Below are 21,254 nucleotides of genomic sequence, written 5' to 3'. Positions count from 1 at the left end.
CTATCTCCATAAGTGTCCTCATGCCTTTAATTGATCTAGAACTGCTTGAAAATTTTGTTCCTCCCCTATTTCACGAAATAATTGAAAGGGATTACTCATTTTTTTCATGCGCTCCATGACAAAGGGAATCGTAAAAAGTGTTGGCGCTAGGTTTTCATTGACCTCCTCCCATAGAAGCGGTGTTGCTACTAAACCCATTTCATTGCCACGAGTGGAATACGGGGCAATGATAGTCTTGCCCTCTGCATGTTGTACATAATCTAAATATAATTTTTCATGACGATTCTTTTTTAAACGCTCAATTGTATATAAATTTGGCTTTTGCTCACATAAAAAGCGACAAACAAACTCTGTAAATATACGTACCTCTTCATAAGTAAATGTATTTGCGGGTAAAGGAATATACAGCTGTAAACCTTTTCCACCTGATGTTTTGACAAAGGATTGGAGCTGAAAATAATCAATAATGTTCTTTAAATCAAGTGCTCCTGAAACGGCTAATGAAAAATCTTGTACTGAGGGAGGATCTAAGTCGAAAACGATTTCTGTCGGGTACGAAGAATGATGTGTTTGAAATGGAATGTGGAACTCTAATGCAAGCTGATTTCCAAGCCACAATAACGTTTCCAAGTTATTACACACGATATAATCAATATCATCCATCACAGCTGTTGCCACAAAATTAGGCATTTTTTCTGGTTTACTTTTTTGATAAAAACTTTCGCCTGGAACACCATGTGGATAGCGTATTAGCGTTAGAGGACGATCCTTTAGAAAAGGCATTACATAGGGCGAAATATTTTGCAAATAGAACAAGTATTGATCCTTTGTAATACCCATATTCGACCATACAGGCTTGTCTGGATGTGTGATAGCAACTGAATCAGGGATAGGATACAGTTGACGTTGCATGTGCAGCCAATGACATTCCTCAGGTGATATCTCTAATCGAAAGGCATGAAATCTAGGTTCCCTAAGCTTACTACCATCAAAATCAATACAGGCAATATCAACACAAATCGAAGGCTCAAGTTCCCATAGCTCCTTTTTACGCAGTCCATTAGTCTGAAAGAATTTGACAAGTGTTTGATGCTCTTCCTCTGTCATCCCATGCTTAAACGTAACAACTTCTCGTAATTGATTGTCCTCAAAAACTGCACCATGAAAATAACTATTGCTATGGTCATATTGTGTGACAATGACTGTGACATAACGCCAATTTTTTATCTTTAACCAGTGATTTGATCGTATGTTTTCAAGCCATTTACTTGTTTTCTTCTTAGCAACAATGCCTTCCCCATTGTAAAGTTTGATGGACTGCCATAAGCTCTCATGCTCCTCACTACCATGTATGACTTGGATAGGCGTTGGATTCTCATAGTTTACGCTTGGCCATTTGAACTTCGTCGCAAGCTTGCCCAATTGCTCCTTACGCGTTTTTAAATAGTGGTTTTGGAGAGATTCTCCTTTAAGGGTTAAAACATCAAATGCTAGATAGTGAAAAGGACATGAATGAGCATGTTCCTGAATCACGTCTTGATTTTGCATTCTCCCCCTCTTCTGAACAACGGCAAAATCACTTTTATAATGATTGCGTAAATAAACTAACTCCCCATCCAAGGTTAGGGGTAAAAAGGTTTGGATGGATGTATATATTTGCTGACAAAAAGCTAAAATTTCGGGAAACAAGTGATTTAAATGTCGTCCATTTCTGCTAATGAGCTTCGGCTCCTCATCCCAAACTAATAAGCAGCGAAAACCATCATATTTCGTTTCAAATAGCCATTCATCTCCACTAGGAATATCGTTTGTTTCGGATAAAAGCATTGGTTTCATTCCGCTATACCTACTTTGCTTTTTATATTCAGTGTTTGAAGATTTCATTTTAAGATACATAAAAAACCTCAAAATACATCATAGTAAGAAAAACGAGGTGACAACAATGCATACAGTGTGGAAAGGCAGTATTTCCTTTGGACTTGTTAATATTCCTGTGAAACTACATGCTGCAACTGAAAATAAAGATGTCAAATTGCGTCAGCTTCACAAAGACTGCCATACGCCGATTAGCTATAAAAAGGTTTGTGAGGGCTGTAACCAAGAGGTAACAGATGAGGATATCGTGAAGGCTTATGAATATGCCAAAAATAAATTTGTTGTGTTGGATCAAGAGGATTTAGAAAACTTGCGTAAGGAAAATGAAGATAAGGCTGTGGAAATTATTGATTTTGTGCAATTAACTGAAATCGATCCAATCTATTTTGAACGCACCTATTTTTTATCACCCGATTCGACGGGAGCCAAAGCCTATTCATTGTTACGAAAAACATTAGAACAATCAGGGAAAATTGGCATTGCCAAAATCGTTATCCGCTCTAAAGAGCAGCTTGCCATTGTGCGTGTTTATCAAAATGCCCTTGTGATGGAAACAATTCACTATCCAGATGAGGTAAGAAGCATTGGCGATGTCCCTAATATTCCAAGTGAACAGGATGTAGTACAAAAGGAGCTCGATACAGCCCTCATGTTAGTGGAACAGCTAACAACTACATTCAACCCTGAAAAATATACAGATGATTACCGCAATGCTTTATTAGAACTAATTGAAGAAAAGAAAGCTACAAATACGATATCTACAAGCGATAAACAACGTCCAATTCCTGAAAATGTCACGGATTTAATGACAGCTCTACAGGCCTCTTTAGAAAAAACAAAAAAGCCCGCTACAAGAAAACGGACTACACGGACAAAGAAAAATGCCTAAGAACAAGCGTATCCTGACATCGGGATACGCTTTAGAATTGTCGAAAATAGGAATCTAAATCCTTTTTGCGCTGAATCATTAAAAGTTTAGCCAATACAGCATGTTGCTGTATAAAGAATTTAGGCTTTCCTACCCTTTCAAAGCGTTTATTCCAACGAAACATTTTAAAAAAGATCGAAAAAGTAGGTTGATAGTGAGCTTTTTCGAAGCCCATTTTTTGTTTTATAAATCTTTTTATTATACGAAAGACTCGAATTTTATAAGGCGTATCGAGAAAGATAATGCAATCAGCTTGCTGGAAGCTATCAACAACCCACTCCTCCTGATGGATCTCCTCTATAATCCAACTGTTCGTTTGGAGAATGGTTTGTAAGTGCTCCTTTTTTTCTTCATCTGTTCTTAGAATATCCCCTGATTCCTTTCGCATCCATGCCACATTATCAAGCTCATAATAAGGAATCTGCAAGGTTTTAGATAACTTCCTCGCCAATGTCGTTTTCCCACTGCCAACGGACCCAATGATATGTATTTTTTGTGGAAACGCTTTTGTCACAGAACCCCTCCATTATATGTACCTTTGTAGAAATAATTCCTTTATTATACAATAGATTTCAGMTGACATAACGATAKWTTTCCAAGAACATTCGTTCCTAATTATGGTATAATAAAGGAAAAACTAGGAGATCTTTATTCATGACAATACATGAGCAAATGTCGCAACAACAAATAGCTGGCCTCAGCATTGCCTATATAAAGGATGGTGAGCTTCAGAAGGCAGAGTGCTTTGGTCTATTAGAGGTCGGGAAAACTAACAGAATCAATACCGAAACCATCTTCAATGCCTGTTCAATTAGTAAACTAGTTACAAGCATTTTAGTGATGAAGCTGGTCGAGCAAGGTATAGTAGATTTAGATGAGGATATTAATCAAAAGCTCACATCTTGGAAGATGCCAGAGCATAGCTACACTCAGGGAAAAAAAGTAACATTACGACATTTGTTAAGTCATCAGGCCGGAATTATTGACCCTAAAGGCAGCTTCTCTCCCTTACATTCACTATGGCAGAGGCCTTCGATGGTCGACTTATTAAAAGGTACAACTCCTTATTGTTCCATACCAATCGATAGTACTTTTKAGGCCGAGCAAGAATTTCACTATTCAGATGCTGGCTTTTGCATTGTTCAATTGCTGATTGAGAATACAACAGGCTCAAGTTTTTCAACACTTATGACAGACGTGATTTTCCGACCACTAGCCATGGCAAATAGCTTTTTTTCTTCCGCAGTCCCAACTGCCAATACAGCAAGTGGTCATCAGAAAGATGGCACCCTAACAGCACAAAGATACCCTATTTACCCGTATGATGCAGCTTGTGGATTATGGACAACACCGTCAGATCTAGCAAAATTATTACAAGAGGTAATGCAGGCCTTAAAGGGAAAGGGTACACTTGGTTTAGCTTCAATCCATGAGCTAATTCGTCCTCAGGGCTGTAAAGAATGGATGGGCCTTGGTGTATTTCTTGATGGTGCTGGTGAGCAGCTTGAAATATCCTCGCTTGGCTGGGGCGTTGGCTATCAATGTATGCTAGTGGCCTACCCCCACCTAGACAAAGGCTTTGTTGCCATGACTAACACCGATACAGGCGTCCATCAAATGCAAGGTCTCTTAGGAGAAGTCTATCGTTCCTTTATCAAATAAAGAAGAGGCTTGATTCAAGCCTCTTTCCTTACCTCATAATGTAGTTGTACCATTTGACCATATCGTTTTGTTTCCAATAGCCTTAAGTTTTCGAATGGACGGGGAGATTTAAACAAGGGTATCCCTGAGCCTAGTAAATGGGGTGTAATCGTAATAATCCATTCGTCAATTAGCCGCTCCTGTAAAAAAGCATCTAGAAGGTCCCCTCCCCCTACCATCCAAATCTTTGTGCCTTCTTGCTCTTTTAAACGTTGAGTAAATGTGATGACATCCTCTTGGATAAACGTCACATGCTCATTTTCCCCAGTTTGAGTTGTTGAAAACACATAGCATTTTTTATCAGGATAAGGGAACGGTTTAAGATGTTCTAGGATATAATCATATGTGCGTTTGCCCATAATGACGGTATCAATGGTTTGATACATATCAGCGTAGCCATTATCACCCTCTCCCTCTGTTTCCTCTAGCCACTGTAGATCATCATTTTCCTTGGCAATAAATCCATCTAAACTCCCTGCAATAAATACCAGTATTTCTCGTGACATTACGTCAGCTCCTCTTCTTTTGAAAATCTCTTGTACAATCTCTATACTAAATATAAAACATGACAACTATTGGCATGATTAAATAAAAAGGTGAAAAAATATGAMCAAAGCTAAACGATTAATTGATATTTTGCTATTCGTCAGTGTGAAAAAGAAATTTACAGCGCAGGAAATTGCCGACACCTTCCATATTTCCGTGCGAACGGTGCATCGTTACCTTTTGGATTTAAGTGATATGGGGCTACCCATTTACGCGGAACAGGGAAGACATGGGGGCTATACGGTGCTATCCAATGCCATTCTCCCCCCGATATTATTTACTGAGGAAGAGGCGGTCGCCATTTTCTTTGCATTCCAGTCTTTGCACTATTATCGTGATTTACCCTTTAATACTGAAATGAAGTCTGTCTCTCAAAAGCTGTATGAATCCTTACAGAAGGAAGCCAAGAAAAAGGTGGATACGCTGCAATCCTATATTGCCTTTTGGAACCCTAAAAGAGCCATTACAACACCACTCTTAACGGACGTTTTAGAGGCTATCATTAACCAATCACAATTGCATATCCAGTATGAATCGAAGTCTGGTATCACCTCTAAGCATATCCAGCCTATTGGCGTGTACGCTCATGATGGCTTATGGTATATGCCTGCGCTACTGCTATCAAATGAAAGAATATTACTCTTCCGTGTAGATCGAATTAAAGGGATAAAAATTAGTGAAGCAAACCATAAAACGACGATGAATTTGCAGCAATGGCTTGAAACTGACTATGAGCCTCAGCAGCCTATTCCGTTATATGTAGAATTATCAAGCGAGGGCGTTCGTCAATGTTTAAGTGAGCCCCATCTTGAAAAAGCGGTTGTTCGACATAGTGATGGAACAGGCTATATCGATACGATTATCGATCAACATGAGCTCCACTTTAATAGCTCCCTATTCTTTCGCCTTGGTCAACATGCGATTGTCAAAGAACCGTACGCACTAATTCAGCTTATACGTCAGCATGCATATGAGCTATTAGCGATTTACCCTGAGCCAATAGAGCCTCTATAAGATGACAATTTTGTTAGATTCACGTAACATTCATCGTTACTACTTTTAAAAGATCTTCCTTATAATTGGTCTTGAAGGAGGAGATATACGTTGCAACCGACCAACAGTAATAAACGAATTGATACATTAGATTATTTAAGAGGGTTCGCCTTACTGGGCATTATTTTAGTCAATATCCCCTCATTAATGTGGATTGAACCACCTGAATTGGCAAACGATATTGCCTATAGCCGCTTTCTAACACTTTTTGTAGAGGGTAAATTTTTTATCATTTTTTCATTTTTATTTGGAATAGGATTCTATCTCTTTATTTCACGCGCACAGGCAAGTGGCGAAAAAGCCTATGCCTTATTTAGTCGTAGGCTTTTGATTTTACTGTTTATGGGGCTAGTGCATTTTTATTTCCAACCAGGTGAAGCCTTAACTGTCTATGCTATCTTTGGCTTTGTAGCCTTACCTTTTTATAAAATGCGCAAAGACATCAATCTCATCCTTGGATTCATCCTATTAGCCATCACTGCCTATTTTGGTCTAAAAATTTTAATGCCATTTCCACTGATTTTGCTTGGTCTAGCTGCTGGTCAATATCATTTATTTGAAAATATCTCGTTACATCGAAATAAAATCATGTTCGTGACGATTGTAATGGGCTTTATAAGCATGGCTAGCTGGTTTTATCAATGGCAGTATGTCCCTGAGCCTCTTGTTAATATCCAGCATTTGCCCAAGGATCAGCTAGCGGCTCATATTACAAATATTGAGCAATTTTCATTAATCGGACTACAGTTTAGCCCATTCGCTTCTGCCTTTTACATGGGAACAATCATCCTATTATTACAAAGCACTTTGTTCCAGCGACTATTGGCACCGTTAAAAGCATATGGGCGCATGGCCTTGACTAATTACCTGGGGCAAACAGCGCTCATTCTCTTAATTGGCCATACTTTCGGTTTAATTGGACAACTTCGCTATCTTGAATCTTTGTGGATTTGTCTAGGCATTTATGGTTGCCAATTGCTCTTTAGTAAGCTATGGCTATACTTTTTCCGCTTTGGCCCTATGGAATGGCTATGGCGAATCGGGACATATTGGACAATTCCTCCCCTACGACAAAGTACGAAAGATTATTTATCGTAAAGGATAAACACCTATCAGCTTGGTGGTAAACATCATATATTGGTAATGTACCCTACTCGCTTTCCATCTTTGCTCATATCTTCAGCAAGAAACACATCCCCATTTTATTTAGTCACCAAAGTGACTAATTTAAAAACAGCGTTAAGCCATTATTAACGCTGTTTTTTTACTTTTATTACATCTAACCTAAGTGAATCATTGGGGTTACTTTGTGGGGAATAGGTATTAAAAGCTAATAAAGTTACTGGGACATAAACATACAAGTCACTGGATTTTAAAATCCAGTGACTTGTATTCATTACCATTATTTTTCTCTTGCAAGCAAGTATAGCTCTTCATCTTGATAATTGGTTCACTGTACTAAATACGGGTTAATGCGCCATCAGGTTTGGGAATTTCTTGAACTGTTAGCTGATTCATTTTACAAAAATGTTTAAAGAATTGTTGTGCCAACTCCAGTTCTTTTGGGTCACTTTTCAACGAAATGATATCAAGTAAAATTTGAGCCATCCATAAATTTTCGAAATAACGATATTTCCCTGTTTTCCATGTCATTTTTTCGGGGAATTTTTCATTGATATAATATTGCCAGAAAAGTAACTGATCCGATTCCTGTTCTGTCAGTTGAATTCTGTATTTTGAATGAGCAGGAATATGTCCATCTTCACACAGCTTGCCGACGAATTTTTCATTCACCATATAGACACCTAAGATGCGTCTATCACTTTCAGGCTGGCTGGAATCCCTTGCTGTTAAAAGGACAGCGCTATTTTGGTGCAAGCGGCTCGGCTTGTTTGGCTTCCCTTTATTATTACCACTCTTTAATATACCTGAAAAAACATTCCACTCTGAAACAGAACTATTCTGTTCCTCTGAATCACACCAAAAAACCATCTGTGATGCGGGATGAAGTTTATGATTACTCATAAGTTTTTCGTGTTCCAAGCGAAGCAAGAGTTCTTTCCGTTGAAGTTCTTTGGCCTCTTCCATCCGCGATTCTTCTTCTTTTCGTTCAATTTCTTTTTTTTGTATAATTTCCTCAAGTAACTTAGCATCACTTTTATCATGTATTGTTAGGTGCTTTCCAAATACATCTGGAAAAACAAACCTTTTATTTTCTGATGCAAAATGTATTTCAAYACTTGAATCATTTTGATTAACTATACTACCTATGCCAAAACGCTTGTGTGTAACTTTCTTATTAAGTAGATTCATTCATCTAGTCCTCCTTATGGAATAAAAATTAAGTTACTATTAGATAGTAAAATTTCAAATAACTTCTTTAAAACAATTTCGAATTTTTCTTCTGTTTAAAAATAAAAAAACGTATCCAAATTCTTTCTGCAAAATAGGACATCGGAATTCGAAATACGTTTATAAAAAAATGATCGTAAGACTATTATAACATTTTTTAATAAAATTACAAATTTATTATTGACAACACATTTTTACATGAGTTAAAATATTTATTTATTCTCTGAATGTCATTAGAATCCTGTTAGACCATAAACTTCTAAAAAACGCCTTATAAAATCCAACTTTTCCTTGTTACCTATTTGATGCCCATAAATTCTTCACCTGTTTCTTATTCTTAGCATACAATGCAAATAATACCCTTTTTTGTAGGGAGGATTATATGAAGCAAAATAAAGGTAATCGGAATAATGAGGGATTGGAATCCGTGAGTCAAGCAGCTAAGTTGGCTGTCATTGCGGGGGCGATTACAACACTTGGAGACGCTCTAGCGACCATTGCGGCTGGTCTTGCTCTAGAGGATGAGTTGAAGGAAATTGAAAGTAATAGCAATGATATTGACAAACTACAAAAGCAAATTGACGAATTAAATTATGAAATGAAACAATTAAAAAGGATGTTACGTTAATACCGTCTGTACACAAAAACGACAATACCACATGGATATTGTCGTTTTTTAGGCTATTTAGCAGCCCAAAGTTCAATCTCTATTTTTATATCTGGTAGCCCCAATGCAGATACATAAGCAATAGTCATAGAGGGATAGGAATGACCAAACATTACTTCCCATTGCTGATAGAAATGATGCCAATCAATCTCCTCTGTCGCCCATATATTCACCTTTACCACATGAGATGCATCCAATCCCTCAGTTGCTAAAAGCGCTTCAATATTTCTAAATGTATTGGTGGTTTGTTCAATTAAATCTACTGGCAGTTGATCATCTTGATCAACCCCAATTTGTCCAGAGAATGCATACATTGTTGCATCTTTCGGGATGATTGTGATGTGGCTATATTTCCCAACAGGGCTAGGTACCTGCATTGGATTTTTACGTACTATGTTAGTTTTCATATTCTTTTCTCCTTTAGGATTGTATTTTTTTCTAAAAAAGGGCAGACTTATCCCTTGTTTGTTGATTTTAGAAAAAAACAGCTGTGGAGAACCCTATACCCATGCTTAAAAAACGAATAGCTCTTTTTTTCATATGAATTCTCCTCCTTGTCCCTAAAGTTATGTTCACTTTACCATTTCTATCCTAGACAATCAATGAAATACCCAAACTCTTTTGCATTTCATCGATTATTTCTCAGGCAATTAACTATTCAACCATAGCAATCACAACATATATATAGTAGTGTAAAGCTAAATTAGCCTTACACCTCCGAAATTGTTACTAGGGTCACTCCATCCCAAGTGTCCCTTTGCATAAAAGAACTAGGTACCCCTCTTTGGCGGTACCTGTTTTTTTTGTTATTTGGGGTCGAGTCGCACTTATGTTGGCTAAGTTTTGTCCACCTGCATTACAGCTAGTTTTAATTCATCTGCAAGTAATGCTGAGGTGTAGAATTCTTATACGGAAATTTACCATTGCCAATACAAGAACTATAAACTTAAATATAATTACACCGCACACTTCCTTAATGCGATCCTTTTGCTTTAAGCTCAAATACTAGAGATTCTTTGTCTAAGCATTGTTTATACAACAAATATAGAAAATGAATGCAGTATGCAACAAAAATGTTAAGCTTAGTAATTATGAGCCGAGTCATGTTTACATAATTAAGAGATAAAAATATGAATCCCTCCTGTAATAACACTTAATGCCGCTATTGAGATATGGATTGTTCGCAAGCTTCGATTTTTTCTATAGTTGAATAAATTCATTCCTATAATAGCAGTAATTGATAAAAGAATAATTGCAATTAAGCCAATAATTCCTTCATTCTCCAATTCACCCTCATTAAAGTACATGATTATCCCATGACCAATACCTAACAACAATGCCATTGTGCCAAAAAGAATATGATATCTACCTATTAACTTTGCTACGTATAAATATAGCCCTTTAGATTGTGGGAAAGTACGAGTTACAGACTTCAAGAAAGTTCTAATAGGAAAAATCATACCCGCTGCACCAATTCCTATGAATGTACACCAACCAATTAATTCACCAAGGTCCTCATAACGCCCTTCTTCGTGTTGTTGTCTACCGTTACCCTCATCATACTCATCTTTTCCTTCAAAAATATCATCTGCATAAATGGGATTTACATCATACAAAAAAAACATAACTACCAATACTATCCCAAACATTTTTAAATATCGCATAGGAGATCTCCTTCCATATTGAGGTTCAACATTAGTCTAAGCAACCAATATGAAAAAAATCTGAAAAACGGTACTAGAAAAAATTACGATATTTAATTTAAATTTCTTTTTTGGCTTAGAATAAGTAGAAGATTGGTCGCACAAAAAATTCAGGTGGATTTCATAATGTTGTTATAAATTAGTTATATTGAATATAAAAAAGGTAGGAGGAGCTTCGTTGAAAATACTGATAGCAGAAGATGATAATCGATTAAGAAAAAACATTGTTCACATCATTCAAAAAGAATTTCATCAGGTGGATGCTGTAGATAATGGTCAGCATGCATTAGAATACATACTGTTTCATACATACGATCTAGTCATTTTAGATTGGATGATGCCAGAAATAAGCGGTATTGATGTGTGCAAAGAAGCTAGAAGAAATGGTTATGAAGGTGGCATTTTAATACTAACAGCAAAGGATGATTGCAATGACATCATCTGCGGATTAGATGCAGGTGCTGACGATTATGTTGTTAAACCATTTAAAATGGAAGAACTCTTAGCTAGAATACGTGCCATTTTAAGAAGAAAAAATAAATCCATTCATCAAATCATTCAAATTGATGATTTAAAGTTATATTTGGATTCCAGAACACTTTTTAAAGATAATCAAGAAATACTATTAACTAAAAACGAATTTTTATTGTTAGAGTACCTTTTTATCAACAAAGGCATCATTCTTACTAGAGAACAAATTTACACACAAGTATGGGGCTTTGATCATGAAATGACAAACAACAACCTTGATGCGTTAGTAAAATTAGTTCGTAAAAAAATCGATCATAATCGTCCAAAATCCATTATTGAAAACATTAGAGGAATAGGATACAGAGTGAGGTAGCATGTTTAAGAAAACTCGTAAAAAACTAACTTTATTTAACTCCATTTATTTTATAGGCTTTTTCTTTGCTTTTCTTATTATTCTATATTTTTCATTAGTTCAACTAATGGATTATCAACAAATAGAAGAACTAGAAACTTATTATAAAGAACAATATCATGACTTTTTTGAGCACAAAAATGATAATGAAGGGAAATTAGAATTTAACCCAAATGGTATGTATTTTTACTATATTTATACAAAAGACCAGATACTAGTCCACGGTGACGAAAACTATCAAGGTTTATTTAAAGACCTAGAAAAAATCATTCGAACGGAAGATCCTTCTAAACGTTTTGTAAAAAATATTAAGTGGCGCGATAAACATCTTTTAATTTTATCGAAACCCATTCAGCCGAACGATGAATTTCTTGGATATATTGTTATAGGCAAATCGACCACATCACAATATCATTTTTTTCAAAAAATGATCTTACTGTTTATTGTTTTAATTATAATTTTTACAATAATAATTGGATTCTTAAGTTACTACATGGCAGGAAAAGCCATGATTCCCATTCAACATGCACTTGAAAAACAGAAAAGCTTTGTTTCAGATGCTTCTCATGAGTTAAGAACACCGCTAAGTGTATTTTATAGTTCACTCGATATTTTAGAAACTGATGAAGCTAATAATATGAGTGATTTCTGTAAAGAATTGATTGAAGATTTAAAGCATGAAGCAGAGTTAATGAAAGAGCTATTAGATAAACTATTATTTTTAGCCCGACATGACAAAAATCGTATTCATTCAACTAAAGAAAAAATCTCCTTAACAGAGTTGCTACTAACGATTAGTAGGAAGTTTAAAAGAGCGTTACCGAAATCAATCGTTTTCGAAACAGAAATCCAACCTGATGTTGAATTTATTGGAAATTCAAATAATATAACTGAATTAATTTATATATTATTAGATAATGCCGCTCAGTACACACAAAGAGGATCAATCTATCTAAAGCTTTTACAAACTGATAAAATGATATATATCTACATTGAAGATACAGGCATTGGGATTTCTAAGGAAGACCTCCCTTTTATTTTTGATAGATTTTTCCGGAGTGATGCTGTGAGAAACAGAAACGGAACAGGACTAGGACTTGCTATAGCTGATTCTATTGTTCAAGATCACGGAGGAACACTCACAGTTCAAAGCGAATTGGAAAAAGGTACAACATTTTGTATTCAATTTCCTCTTTATACTAAATCGTTACATGATGGATAAACCATAGAATGGCATTACATGTATCAGTAGTGCCATTCAACTAGTTTATTTTTTTGAGCTACTTTGGCAGTCTAGCTAACATGGAGAAACTGCCTTTCATCCATTCATGCACCGCTTACTTGCTAACCCCTTGCTTTTGATCTTTCTTCTTAAATCCATCACTCATCAATCTTACAAGTAGTGCGGTAATTATAACCATTACCGTACTGCTATAAAATAAAATTACCAACATTTGATTAGAGTCAGTACCAATGAATAGCCCATGAATAAGTGATAATATCCAAGCAGGTAAAACAAGAAAATGTATCTTCTTCCAAAGTGAAAAGTTCATTTTATTTATCCATATATCTGATGTTAAAAGAACTATTAAAAATAAATAAAAAGCTATGGTTCCTAGCCCAGACAACAATGCCTGATAGTTAGCGCTAAAAGGTAATACGATTTCAGAAATAGTATAGGGTTCGTATTGATCAATCATTAGTAAAAGTAAATGTACAATAACAGTTATAAATCCCATCCATCCACTCATTTGATGTAATTGAAAGTATAAGTTTTTATTGGACTTGAGAGTAGAAGATTTCCTTAGTAAACCAAAAAAAATTGACATACTGAAGTAAAAATAACTTAAAAGCCCTAATAATCGAATCCATTCCCAAGTACTAAATAACATCTAATTTTTCTCCTCCTTTCAGCCAATATATACTTCCATCATCTTTTGCTATTAAGCAAGCACAAGGCATCTGTAGTTTGTCAAACCATACTTGTAATTCTTGTTCATTTAATAAAAAAGCCAGTTTTGTTGCCACTTCTGCTTGACATAATGAGTTTGTTATTATCGTTGTTTGAAGGATTGGGCTAATGATTACCTCTCCGGTTCTTCCATCTAATAAGTGATGCTTTTCTTTCCCCTGCTGTTTCCAACTTCTGAATATACGATTCGATGTGGCAATTGCTCCGTTTTGAATTCTAATTGAACTGATCTCTTCGTGTATATGAAATGGATGAGCAATCCCAATGGTCCATGTCTTTTTGCCTGGCGACCACATTTTCATATCTCCACCACCATCTACAATTCCAAACTCTGGAGAAACCTGTCTAAGCCAATCAGCTATTTTTTCAACTACGTATCCTTTGGCAAATCCACCTAAATCAATTAATTGATTATCCGTTTTTAAAACTTCATTGTGATCCAAAAAAAGAAATGGCTTATTTGTTTTTTTTTCTATTTGTATTGGCTTATACGTTGATTCTTGAAAAGGAAAGGATCGATCATACCCATGTTGTTCTAAATGTAATTTTAAATACGGAGAAAATATATTATTAGTTAATGTATAATAGTTGTCTGCTGCTTTTAAACAATCATATAATGCAGGAGAAATTCTACCTATTTCTCCTACCTTTAGTTGATTAATTTGATTTAACTCATTATTTGGCTCAAATCTCGACCACTCTCTTGCAACGTGTTGCAACCATTTCACCACTTTGTCTTTCCAATCCATTTTTTGCGTTCCAGCAATTTCAATATAAAAGTTTGTATTCATCGTGTTTAATGAAAGGGTATCCAAGCAACTTCAACTCCACTTCAAACTAAGTTTAGGATCGTTTGGTAGTTCGATCGGTACGAATTTTATTTTGTTGTAGTTGATTCACTCCAACAATTTCAAAATTTGTCCAATCTAATTGAACAAGTTCCTTTTCTCGGTCTGACATTTTTTTTGATTGTTCATTTGTCAAATTTAGATCAGCTATGTTTATATCTGATGGAAAATTATTAAATTGCGTTAATAGTAAAGAAGATAATATTACTCCAGAAGTGCCTAATATCCATTTAGCTTTCTTTTGATCTTTCATTCAATCATCTCCCTTTTTTATTTTAATAACTTCAATACAACAGCGTTATTCATTTCTTGCCATTCAGCCACATAGCCCAAACCATTTGAAATTACACTAATTGGAACATATATATTATCATTCAAGTAAAATGTAACAGCTGGTATCGGTGTTTTTATCTCGTTATAGTACACTACATTTGTCCCCGCACGAAAAATTAGTTCTGTACCAGCTTTATTAATTTCTAATATTTTACTATCATCATAATTAACTACTTTTGCACCTAAAAGTTCAGCAACAATTTTACCTGGCACATATATTTCACCATCTAAAGGAATCAAGTAAAGTGACACTGTATTATTATTATTTTCTAGTTTTAATTGAATTTCTTTTGCTTCTTTTAGGGGTAACTCTCCTTTATTTACATAAGTCGATCTTGTCCAAATATTCCATGTATTACTATTTGTTTCAGGGTCTCTTTGGTCATAATATTCATATTCATCCTCTTCTTTATAATAATCATAATCATCATCTTCCTCGTCATCATCATAATCATCATTGTGCTTTTTATGAACATCACCCTCGTATTTTTTATAATCTTCTTCATCATCCGCATTTGCTATGTTGGCATCAAGAAATGGCCAAATTAAACTAATAATTAGCAGTATTTTGATAATCCTCATTTTTTCAGCTCCTTTATGATATTTCCATCTTAATTAAGCTAAATGAAAAAATACTGAAAAAACAAAATCATTCATTACAAATTTAACAAATGTATAGACTGCCATTTTTGTTTCGATAGAGAAAGTTAATTTTCTATGAGAACTTAAATAGCATTCTTGATTGAAATCAAAAAAAATTGCCTTCTGCAAATATAGAAGGCAACTTCAGTATTTTACTAGGCTTTTAGGATTCTCCCCCATAATACCTAATACATTTAATTAAAATAAATAGATCGAATTGCAATTTGTACCCATGAAATGTTGTCACTAAAGAAATTACTAATATTATCTAAAGATTTTATGCTCATAAAGATAGTCATAGGAAAGGTCAACAAACAAATATTCATGCTCGTTGATGGCAATGGAGAATGTTCTTGTAATTTCTCCTGTTTCAATATCCCGATACAATTCAGAGATTTCCCCACTTTGATCGTTGCGCATTTTGATAATCGTTTGAAGGAAATAAGGGCGCCAGCTCCAATTTTTATTGATGGCACGTGGCTGTAGCTCCCAGTTCCCATCAATTCGCATAACGTTAGGCGTTAACTGGAACCCATCCTCATTACAAATATAGAGACGGAAGGAGTAGTTATCCAATAATTCAGCTAAATACTCTAAATGGGAGACATTGTCGCTTGTTGGTTTCACACGGTGAACAATCGCCTCTAATTCCTCCCTTAATTTTTTCAACTGCAAATATTGCGCCTCCAGCATTTTCTTTTCGGAAGTAATAAATTGCTGGCATTCTTTTTTAAAACGTTCCTTTAATATATCCTTATCGACAAAAGTCATAGCTGGATTTGCTAGGTATGGCCCTTGATAAAATCTACCGCCATTTTTCCAAGCAAATTGTAGCTGATAAACCGTTTCAATATCTTCAAATAATAGATTCGCTCCAATTTTATAAGCTAGGCTACCAATGGCAGAAATCATGTCCGATTGAGCGGACCAAGAATCGTAATTTAAATCACGTGTATTGACCTTTAAGATATGTGGTGCCAATAGCGCAATATGCTCTAAATGACTTTCGGCTCCTACTTCCTGAACGGCAATTTTTACCCCAAACGTCGTAAAATAGCGTAGGGCGTGATGTAATTTGTTAATATCCCCTATAAAACGATGCTCTGATACCACAAGTACGATACGCTGTAAATCTTTTTCCTCTATATATTGTTGGATAATATTAAAATGACTTTCACCAAAATCTTGCATCAATAAATTTGGATTGCTTGGGATATAAATATCAATTTCTGGTGCAATTTCATCAATTTTGGCTAATGCCGCATGTAAAATTTTATGTTCCATATCAATTCGATATTCTTCTGGAATATCTTCATTGTTGACAAAATCCTTTAAATTAATTTGCTGACCTTGAATTTGTAGATATCCGGAAATTTCGTAGGCAATCACCGTATGCGCATCTGCGCTAAATATCGGTTGATAATACCCATGTATTTGATCTAAATTTGTTAACACTTCAATTGCGTCCATCATCGAAACCTCCAATATGAATAACGTTTTCATTGTTATTCAAAAATAACATTACATTTATCATGACTAGCTTAAAAAATGCTCTCTGACTGTATAATAAGTTGTTTAAAGTAAAATCGCAACTTCACTTCTCATCATTAATGGAAATCCGTCCTAATTTTTAACCACCATAATTGCATTATTTCTAACGACTTTCCTACATAGTAGGTTGCTTGTTACACCATCTTGCAACGTTATGCTTTTGTCCAACCAAGGCTGTTCTGATATTTTACTCTCCCTTTAATCTATGCAACTTGACGCAATGACAGCCGTGATAATGGATGATGATTATCCTATACCAGTCAATTAATTCAGTCATTTACCCAGTATTTAAGGACAATTTTATGAAAAAAACAGTATCCCAAAAGGACAATAAGAGGCTCCTACTGGCATACTGTTTATTATTATTCAGACATAAAGAAATACCAAATCAGAGCGATTACTGCTAATGATAAAATAACTGCAATTGTCACCCGAAGCGGTGAAATAGGGGCATTACCACCAACTCGACCCGTTTGTCCATTCACCATAAAGCGGTAAATCTTCTCCTTATAGCGGAAAGAAGATAACCAAATCGGTAACATTAAATATTTGTATGTAATATCATCATGGTTTGTGGAAAAGCGTAGATTGGATACTACATCCGCCCTATTTTCCCAACGGATKTTGGATGTAATCTGCGCATGGAGGTGATCATGGATTTCACTTTTTGCTTGGCTCCAGYCATCCTKCAAACCAACACTGTAACGCTCTGATAAAAATCCAGCTACATATTGAGGTTTATAGGCCTTATTATTAAGAAGATTAAATNGTTCAATTTTTCGCATCATATCTCGATCATAGCGTGTTGTGGCACTCACTAAATGATCGTCTATAAATTCCTGATAAAACCCWCTTGTTGAATACCAATCCGTTTCAGTATGCGTTTTACCATCTTTATCCGTAACCGTTCGATGTCGTCCATATCTTGCGGAGTATCTGGAGCTTGTTTTTGAATCAAACGTCCAATACGGGAGGTATACCCCTTTAAAGGCATCAKGCTTTGCACTTATTTTGGCAGCCTTTGGTGTAAACCATCGACCTTTGATCCATTTCTGAAAATGTTCTCCTGCCTGCTTATCCGTTACTTCAAAAGCACATACGCCATTGGGAGCAAGCGTATTTTCAGCGCTCGCTTCCATGACCTGATTTGAGCCGCAGTAAGGACAACTGTCAGCGACCTGCAGAGCATCATAAATTGTCTCGGCCGCGCAAGCTTTACAAATAACTGTTTTCTTCTCCACGCCCCAATTGAAATTCCCACGTTCCTCTGCTTTTAAGAAGTCCATTTCCTGTGCAACCTTTTCCTCTTCTTGCTCAGGGGTTGCAATTTCAGATTCAAATCCACAATACGGACAAGTCAGCTTACCTGTAGCAGGATTAAACTCAATTGATKCACTACAGGATGGACATTCCGCATCMAAGTCAAGCTTTACTTGTTTGACATGTTCAACTTCTTGCGTTGACATAGGTCATCATCTCCTTACTTGACATCCTTTTCATCAAAAACATCGCCGCATTCTGGACAGAATTTAGGCGGATTGGCAGGGTCCTCTGGTGCCCACCCACATTTATCGCATGCATAGAGTAAAGCACCAGCTGGTTTTTTAGAGCCACACTCGCTACAAAACTTTCCTTTATTCACCGCTCCACATGTACATGTCCAGCCCTCTTCCGCTGGTTTTGCTGCGCCGCAATTTGAACAGAATTTCCCTGTGTTGTCATGACCACATGCACATGTCCATGTACCAGATGCTTTGGCTGATTGATTTTGCATGGCAGCCTGAGCCATTTGCGCTTGCTTATTTTGCTCATTCATTTGATAAAGCTGACCAGCATTGACCCCACCTGCTTGTGCAGCCATATTCATCCCCATAAAGCCTGCCATAGCGCCACCATCATTGTTAGCAGCTGCAATCATCGCTTCTGCCTGAGCGCCTGTTAAATGGGCAGCAGCCATACCTGGATCACGCATAACCGCATTGCGTTGTAGTTSTTTTATCATKGCTTCGTCTTCCTCAKAMBCCTTTAGGKTACTAATCCCAAATGACACAACAGCTAAACCACGTGTAGCAAGCCACTTTTCTGATAATACCTTATTGAGTGCGTCTGCTAACGCAACCGTATGCGCAGGTATTTCACTATAACGAACGCCACTTGCTGAAATTTGTGCAAAGGCTGGCTGTAACGCTGTCATTAATTCTGATTTTAACTGGCTATCAATGGCCTCTCGCGTATATTCACGCTCTACATTTCCACATACATTTGTATAGAATAATAATGGATCAATGATTCTATAAGAATACTCACCATGACAACGAATGGCAATGTCGATATCTAATCCGATATTACGATCAATAACACGGAATGGAATTGGTGCGGGAGTACCATATTTATTGCCAACAATCTCCTTTTTATTAAAATAATAAACTCGCTGATCTTTAGCAGGTTCTCCACCAAATGTAAAACGCTTGCCTATCTGTTTAAATGTTTCCATAATGCCATGAGATAAATCTGAGCCATACATAATCGAAGGCTCTGTAGATGTATCATAGACATATTCCCCAGCTTCTGAAGAAAACTCTACAACCTTCCCCTGTTCAACAATCATCATACATTGCCCTTCATTGATGGCAATAATCGAGCCATTGCTAATAATGTTGTCATTTCCTTTATTTGAACCTCGTTTAGAAGTGCGTTTAATACCCTTAGTTACTAGAACATCTGAGGATAATGCCTCACAATAAAAATATTCACGCCATTGATCCTCTAAAACACCTGTTAATGCCCCTACGCCTGCTTTCAATAAACCCATAAATATTCCCACCTTCACATTGATGTTTAGCTTATTTTAACATCTCTTCATACTATGTAATACGCAAAATCAGACAAATTGTTTCATTTTCTTCCTATCAACAAAAAAACGAGAAGCGCCAATGATATAAATCATCAAAACGTTCTCGTTACTTTTTCTGTATTAGGATAAGGCAGCTATTATAACAAGCACCCACGCAATAATAAATAACATGCCACCAATTGGCGTAATCGCACCTAGCTTTTTCACACCTGTCACAGCTAGCACATATAGACTACCAGAGAAGAATACAATCCCTGTAAACATTAAGTAACCTGCCCAAGAAAGCAAACTAGAGCTTCCTAAAAATGCCTCATTGGATAGTATTCCAAGGGCTAGAATCCCTAAAGCATGATACATCTGATATTGCACAGCCGTTTCCCAAATGGCTGCATAGTGCGGTGAGGCAAACTTATCCTTGAGTGCATGTGCACCAAAAGCACCTAAAACAACACCAAGAGCTGCCAAAATAGCGCCTAAAGCTATAAACATTTCCATCTATTGTTCTCCTATTTTGCCTCGACGGCAATTTCTTTATATTTGGCATCCCAAGCTGGGTCAATCTTACTTAATGATACCGGTCGCAATGTATCCTTATGCGCAAGAATATGTACGGATTGAGCTGTGGCTGCTACCGTGCCATCCTCATGTAAAATTTCATAGCCATACGTCGTTCGTAAACGATCATGCTTTTCTACCCAAGTGCGCACCGTCGCCACTTGTCCATAATGCATGGCTGCTTTATACGAAATCGATAAATCCATCACTGGCGATACATAGCCATCTTTTTCTAAGGCAGCATACTCAAAGCCTGCATCACTTACAAGCTGGGTACGCCCAATTTCCATCCAAATAATATAGTTCGCATGGTACACCACGCCCATCTGGTCTGTCTCTGCGTACCGTATTTCAATCTGTTTCTCACTCACAAACATTTTCTTCACCTCGTCCTACATTATAGCGCAAAAGTGTTGATTTGGTGGGGTTTTTGCTCTACTGATTATAAAAAGTTAATAAATTGTAATTTGAAAAAATTTGAAATTAGATTCAGAAAAATATTTAGTAAAAAATGTTGGTTTCCGTTTTTACCCGTTGTGCCCCATTTATTTGGGGTACACTGGGATACAAAAATTTAAAAATAAAAGATACTGGGCAGGTACTGGAAATCAAAAATGTAATTTTTTTTAACAATGGAATTCGAAGCAAAAAAAGTTTTAGTTTATAAGTTTTCGATAAATATGATTGAGAAAAACCACTCACCACTTTATTAGAACTGCCCCGTAATAATTAAACATCAATCTAACTTTACGGGGCAGTTCACACACAGAGTTGTCTTTTATTCATTTATT

22 protein-coding genes are annotated in these 21,254 nt (G+C 36.2%); 7 read left to right on the top strand and 15 right to left on the bottom strand.

Annotation, left to right across the window (positions count from 1 at the left end; genetic code table 11):
- Window positions 1–18: 18 nt before the first annotated feature.
- On the bottom strand, window positions 19–1,836 hold the full coding sequence (locus tag ACHZEU_RS00955; protein ID WP_404803910.1) for a DNA ligase D: 1,818 nt from the start codon (window positions 1,834–1,836) through the stop codon (window positions 19–21).
- Between the two features lie 106 nt (window positions 1,837–1,942).
- On the opposite strand from ACHZEU_RS00955, the gene ACHZEU_RS00950 reads away from it, so the two are divergent.
- Window positions 1,943–2,764 (top strand): Ku protein, encoded by an 822-nt coding sequence (locus tag ACHZEU_RS00950; RefSeq protein ID WP_004225181.1) that lies wholly within the window; start codon window positions 1,943–1,945, stop codon window positions 2,762–2,764.
- Between the two features lie 31 nt (window positions 2,765–2,795).
- Here ACHZEU_RS00950 and ACHZEU_RS00945 read toward each other — a convergent pair whose 3' ends face one another.
- The gene (locus ACHZEU_RS00945; RefSeq protein ID WP_279495196.1) at window positions 2,796–3,317 is read right to left on the bottom strand and encodes an AAA family ATPase; all 522 of its coding nucleotides are present in this window, start codon (window positions 3,315–3,317) and stop codon (window positions 2,796–2,798) included.
- Between the two features lie 140 nt (window positions 3,318–3,457).
- Here ACHZEU_RS00945 and ACHZEU_RS00940 point away from each other — a divergent pair, with 140 nt between their 5' ends.
- A complete protein-coding gene (locus ACHZEU_RS00940) occupies window positions 3,458–4,465 on the top strand; it encodes a serine hydrolase domain-containing protein (protein WP_404803909.1) in 1,008 nt (335 codons plus the stop codon).
- Window positions 4,466–4,479: 14 nt separating this feature from the next.
- Here ACHZEU_RS00940 and ACHZEU_RS00935 read toward each other — a convergent pair whose 3' ends face one another.
- The gene (locus ACHZEU_RS00935; protein WP_048392599.1) at window positions 4,480–5,010 is read right to left on the bottom strand and encodes a dihydrofolate reductase family protein; all 531 of its coding nucleotides are present in this window, start codon (window positions 5,008–5,010) and stop codon (window positions 4,480–4,482) included.
- A 100-nt stretch (window positions 5,011–5,110) separates the two neighbouring features.
- On the opposite strand from ACHZEU_RS00935, the gene ACHZEU_RS00930 reads away from it, so the two are divergent.
- Together ACHZEU_RS00930 and ACHZEU_RS00925 are read left to right on the top strand one after the other, a co-directional pair.
- A complete protein-coding gene (locus tag ACHZEU_RS00930) occupies window positions 5,111–6,064 on the top strand; it encodes a helix-turn-helix transcriptional regulator (RefSeq protein ID WP_404803908.1) in 954 nt (317 codons plus the stop codon).
- A gap of 90 nt (window positions 6,065–6,154) precedes the next feature.
- Window positions 6,155–7,201 (top strand): DUF418 domain-containing protein, encoded by a 1,047-nt coding sequence (locus ACHZEU_RS00925; protein ID WP_048392595.1) that lies wholly within the window; start codon window positions 6,155–6,157, stop codon window positions 7,199–7,201.
- A gap of 360 nt (window positions 7,202–7,561) precedes the next feature.
- Here ACHZEU_RS00925 and ACHZEU_RS00920 read toward each other — a convergent pair whose 3' ends face one another.
- Window positions 7,562–8,416, bottom strand: coding sequence for a malate synthase (locus ACHZEU_RS00920; RefSeq protein ID WP_404803907.1), 855 nt, complete (start codon window positions 8,414–8,416; stop codon window positions 7,562–7,564).
- Between the two features lie 421 nt (window positions 8,417–8,837).
- Here ACHZEU_RS00920 and ACHZEU_RS00915 point away from each other — a divergent pair, with 421 nt between their 5' ends.
- Window positions 8,838–9,083, top strand: coding sequence for a hypothetical protein (locus ACHZEU_RS00915; protein WP_048392591.1), 246 nt, complete (start codon window positions 8,838–8,840; stop codon window positions 9,081–9,083).
- A 53-nt stretch (window positions 9,084–9,136) separates the two neighbouring features.
- On the opposite strand, the gene ACHZEU_RS00910 is transcribed toward ACHZEU_RS00915, so the two are convergent.
- Together ACHZEU_RS00910 and ACHZEU_RS00905 are read right to left on the bottom strand one after the other, a co-directional pair.
- A complete protein-coding gene (locus ACHZEU_RS00910; RefSeq protein WP_016992195.1) occupies window positions 9,137–9,529 on the bottom strand; it encodes a RidA family protein in 393 nt (130 codons plus the stop codon).
- A 708-nt stretch (window positions 9,530–10,237) separates the two neighbouring features.
- The gene (locus tag ACHZEU_RS00905; protein ID WP_054550288.1) at window positions 10,238–10,786 is read right to left on the bottom strand and encodes a hypothetical protein; all 549 of its coding nucleotides are present in this window, start codon (window positions 10,784–10,786) and stop codon (window positions 10,238–10,240) included.
- A gap of 217 nt (window positions 10,787–11,003) precedes the next feature.
- Here ACHZEU_RS00905 and ACHZEU_RS00900 point away from each other — a divergent pair, with 217 nt between their 5' ends.
- Window positions 11,004–11,669 carry a response regulator transcription factor gene (locus ACHZEU_RS00900; protein WP_036076407.1) on the top strand — a complete coding sequence of 222 codons (666 nt, stop codon included), beginning with the start codon at window positions 11,004–11,006 and terminating at the stop codon, window positions 11,667–11,669.
- Window position 11,670: 1 nt separating this feature from the next.
- Window positions 11,671–12,930, top strand: a complete 1,260-nt coding sequence (locus ACHZEU_RS00895) for a HAMP domain-containing sensor histidine kinase (protein WP_279495202.1) — start codon at window positions 11,671–11,673, stop codon at window positions 12,928–12,930.
- 115 nt (window positions 12,931–13,045) lie between these two features.
- On the opposite strand, the gene ACHZEU_RS00890 is transcribed toward ACHZEU_RS00895, so the two are convergent.
- The 9 genes from ACHZEU_RS00890 to ACHZEU_RS00850 all read right to left on the bottom strand — a co-directional run bounded on the left by ACHZEU_RS00890 (window position 13,046) and on the right by ACHZEU_RS00850 (window position 20,840).
- Complete coding sequence (locus ACHZEU_RS00890; protein WP_103118258.1) at window positions 13,046–13,600, bottom strand: ferric reductase-like transmembrane domain-containing protein; 555 nt, start codon at window positions 13,598–13,600, stop codon at window positions 13,046–13,048.
- Entirely contained in the window at window positions 13,590–14,471 is an 882-nt protein-coding gene (locus tag ACHZEU_RS00885) for an FAD:protein FMN transferase (RefSeq protein WP_279495203.1), read from the bottom strand. Before ACHZEU_RS00885 ends, ACHZEU_RS00890 begins: the two co-directional genes overlap by 11 nt.
- A 52-nt stretch (window positions 14,472–14,523) precedes the next feature.
- Window positions 14,524–14,781: a hypothetical protein gene (locus ACHZEU_RS00880; protein WP_279495204.1), complete on the bottom strand. Its 258-nt coding sequence runs from the start codon at window positions 14,779–14,781 to the stop codon at window positions 14,524–14,526.
- 17 nt (window positions 14,782–14,798) lie between these two features.
- Window positions 14,799–15,443: a copper amine oxidase N-terminal domain-containing protein gene (locus tag ACHZEU_RS00875; RefSeq protein WP_279495205.1), complete on the bottom strand. Its 645-nt coding sequence runs from the start codon at window positions 15,441–15,443 to the stop codon at window positions 14,799–14,801.
- A gap of 324 nt (window positions 15,444–15,767) precedes the next feature.
- Complete coding sequence (locus tag ACHZEU_RS00870) at window positions 15,768–16,973, bottom strand: EAL-associated domain-containing protein (protein ID WP_036076413.1); 1,206 nt, start codon at window positions 16,971–16,973, stop codon at window positions 15,768–15,770.
- Window positions 16,974–17,416: 443 nt separating this feature from the next.
- The gene (locus ACHZEU_RS00865; protein WP_404803906.1) at window positions 17,417–18,520 is read right to left on the bottom strand and encodes a hypothetical protein; all 1,104 of its coding nucleotides are present in this window, start codon (window positions 18,518–18,520) and stop codon (window positions 17,417–17,419) included.
- A 14-nt stretch (window positions 18,521–18,534) separates the two neighbouring features.
- Window positions 18,535–19,866, bottom strand: coding sequence for an SPFH domain-containing protein (locus ACHZEU_RS00860; protein WP_404803905.1), 1,332 nt, complete (start codon window positions 19,864–19,866; stop codon window positions 18,535–18,537).
- A gap of 162 nt (window positions 19,867–20,028) precedes the next feature.
- Window positions 20,029–20,403 (bottom strand): DUF423 domain-containing protein, encoded by a 375-nt coding sequence (locus ACHZEU_RS00855; RefSeq protein WP_048392583.1) that lies wholly within the window; start codon window positions 20,401–20,403, stop codon window positions 20,029–20,031.
- An 11-nt stretch (window positions 20,404–20,414) separates the two neighbouring features.
- Window positions 20,415–20,840 (bottom strand): thioesterase family protein, encoded by a 426-nt coding sequence (locus ACHZEU_RS00850; RefSeq protein ID WP_004225136.1) that lies wholly within the window; start codon window positions 20,838–20,840, stop codon window positions 20,415–20,417.
- Window positions 20,841–21,254 lie beyond the last annotated feature (414 nt).

It is taken from the genome of Lysinibacillus sp. S1, from assembly GCF_044986265.1.
GTDB lineage: Bacteria > Bacillota > Bacilli > Bacillales_A > Planococcaceae > Lysinibacillus > Lysinibacillus capsici.
The sequence above is the reverse complement of the archived record's forward strand: the minus strand, read 5'-3'. Positions and strand labels throughout refer to the sequence as shown.

Excerpts from the sequence above, each read along its gene's own strand:
- ACHZEU_RS00955 (WP_404803910.1), bottom strand. The coding sequence starts at position 1,836 with ATGAAACCAATGCTTTTATCCGAAACAAACGATATTCCTAGTGGAGAT.
- ACHZEU_RS00950 (WP_004225181.1), top strand. The coding sequence starts at position 1,943 with ATGCATACAGTGTGGAAAGGCAGTATTTCCTTTGGACTTGTTAATATT.
- ACHZEU_RS00935 (WP_048392599.1), bottom strand. The coding sequence starts at position 5,010 with ATGTCACGAGAAATACTGGTATTTATTGCAGGGAGTTTAGATGGATTT.
- ACHZEU_RS00915 (WP_048392591.1), top strand. The coding sequence starts at position 8,838 with ATGAAGCAAAATAAAGGTAATCGGAATAATGAGGGATTGGAATCCGTG.
- ACHZEU_RS00910 (WP_016992195.1), bottom strand. The coding sequence starts at position 9,529 with ATGAAAACTAACATAGTACGTAAAAATCCAATGCAGGTACCTAGCCCT.
- ACHZEU_RS00905 (WP_054550288.1), bottom strand. The coding sequence starts at position 10,786 with ATGCGATATTTAAAAATGTTTGGGATAGTATTGGTAGTTATGTTTTTT.
- ACHZEU_RS00895 (WP_279495202.1), top strand. The coding sequence starts at position 11,671 with ATGTTTAAGAAAACTCGTAAAAAACTAACTTTATTTAACTCCATTTAT.
- ACHZEU_RS00890 (WP_103118258.1), bottom strand. The coding sequence starts at position 13,600 with ATGTTATTTAGTACTTGGGAATGGATTCGATTATTAGGGCTTTTAAGT.
- ACHZEU_RS00885 (WP_279495203.1), bottom strand. The coding sequence starts at position 14,471 with ATGAATACAAACTTTTATATTGAAATTGCTGGAACGCAAAAAATGGAT.
- ACHZEU_RS00880 (WP_279495204.1), bottom strand. The coding sequence starts at position 14,781 with ATGAAAGATCAAAAGAAAGCTAAATGGATATTAGGCACTTCTGGAGTA.
- ACHZEU_RS00875 (WP_279495205.1), bottom strand. The coding sequence starts at position 15,443 with ATGAGGATTATCAAAATACTGCTAATTATTAGTTTAATTTGGCCATTT.
- ACHZEU_RS00870 (WP_036076413.1), bottom strand. The coding sequence starts at position 16,973 with ATGGACGCAATTGAAGTGTTAACAAATTTAGATCAAATACATGGGTAT.
- ACHZEU_RS00855 (WP_048392583.1), bottom strand. The coding sequence starts at position 20,403 with ATGGAAATGTTTATAGCTTTAGGCGCTATTTTGGCAGCTCTTGGTGTT.
- ACHZEU_RS00850 (WP_004225136.1), bottom strand. The coding sequence starts at position 20,840 with ATGTTTGTGAGTGAGAAACAGATTGAAATACGGTACGCAGAGACAGAC.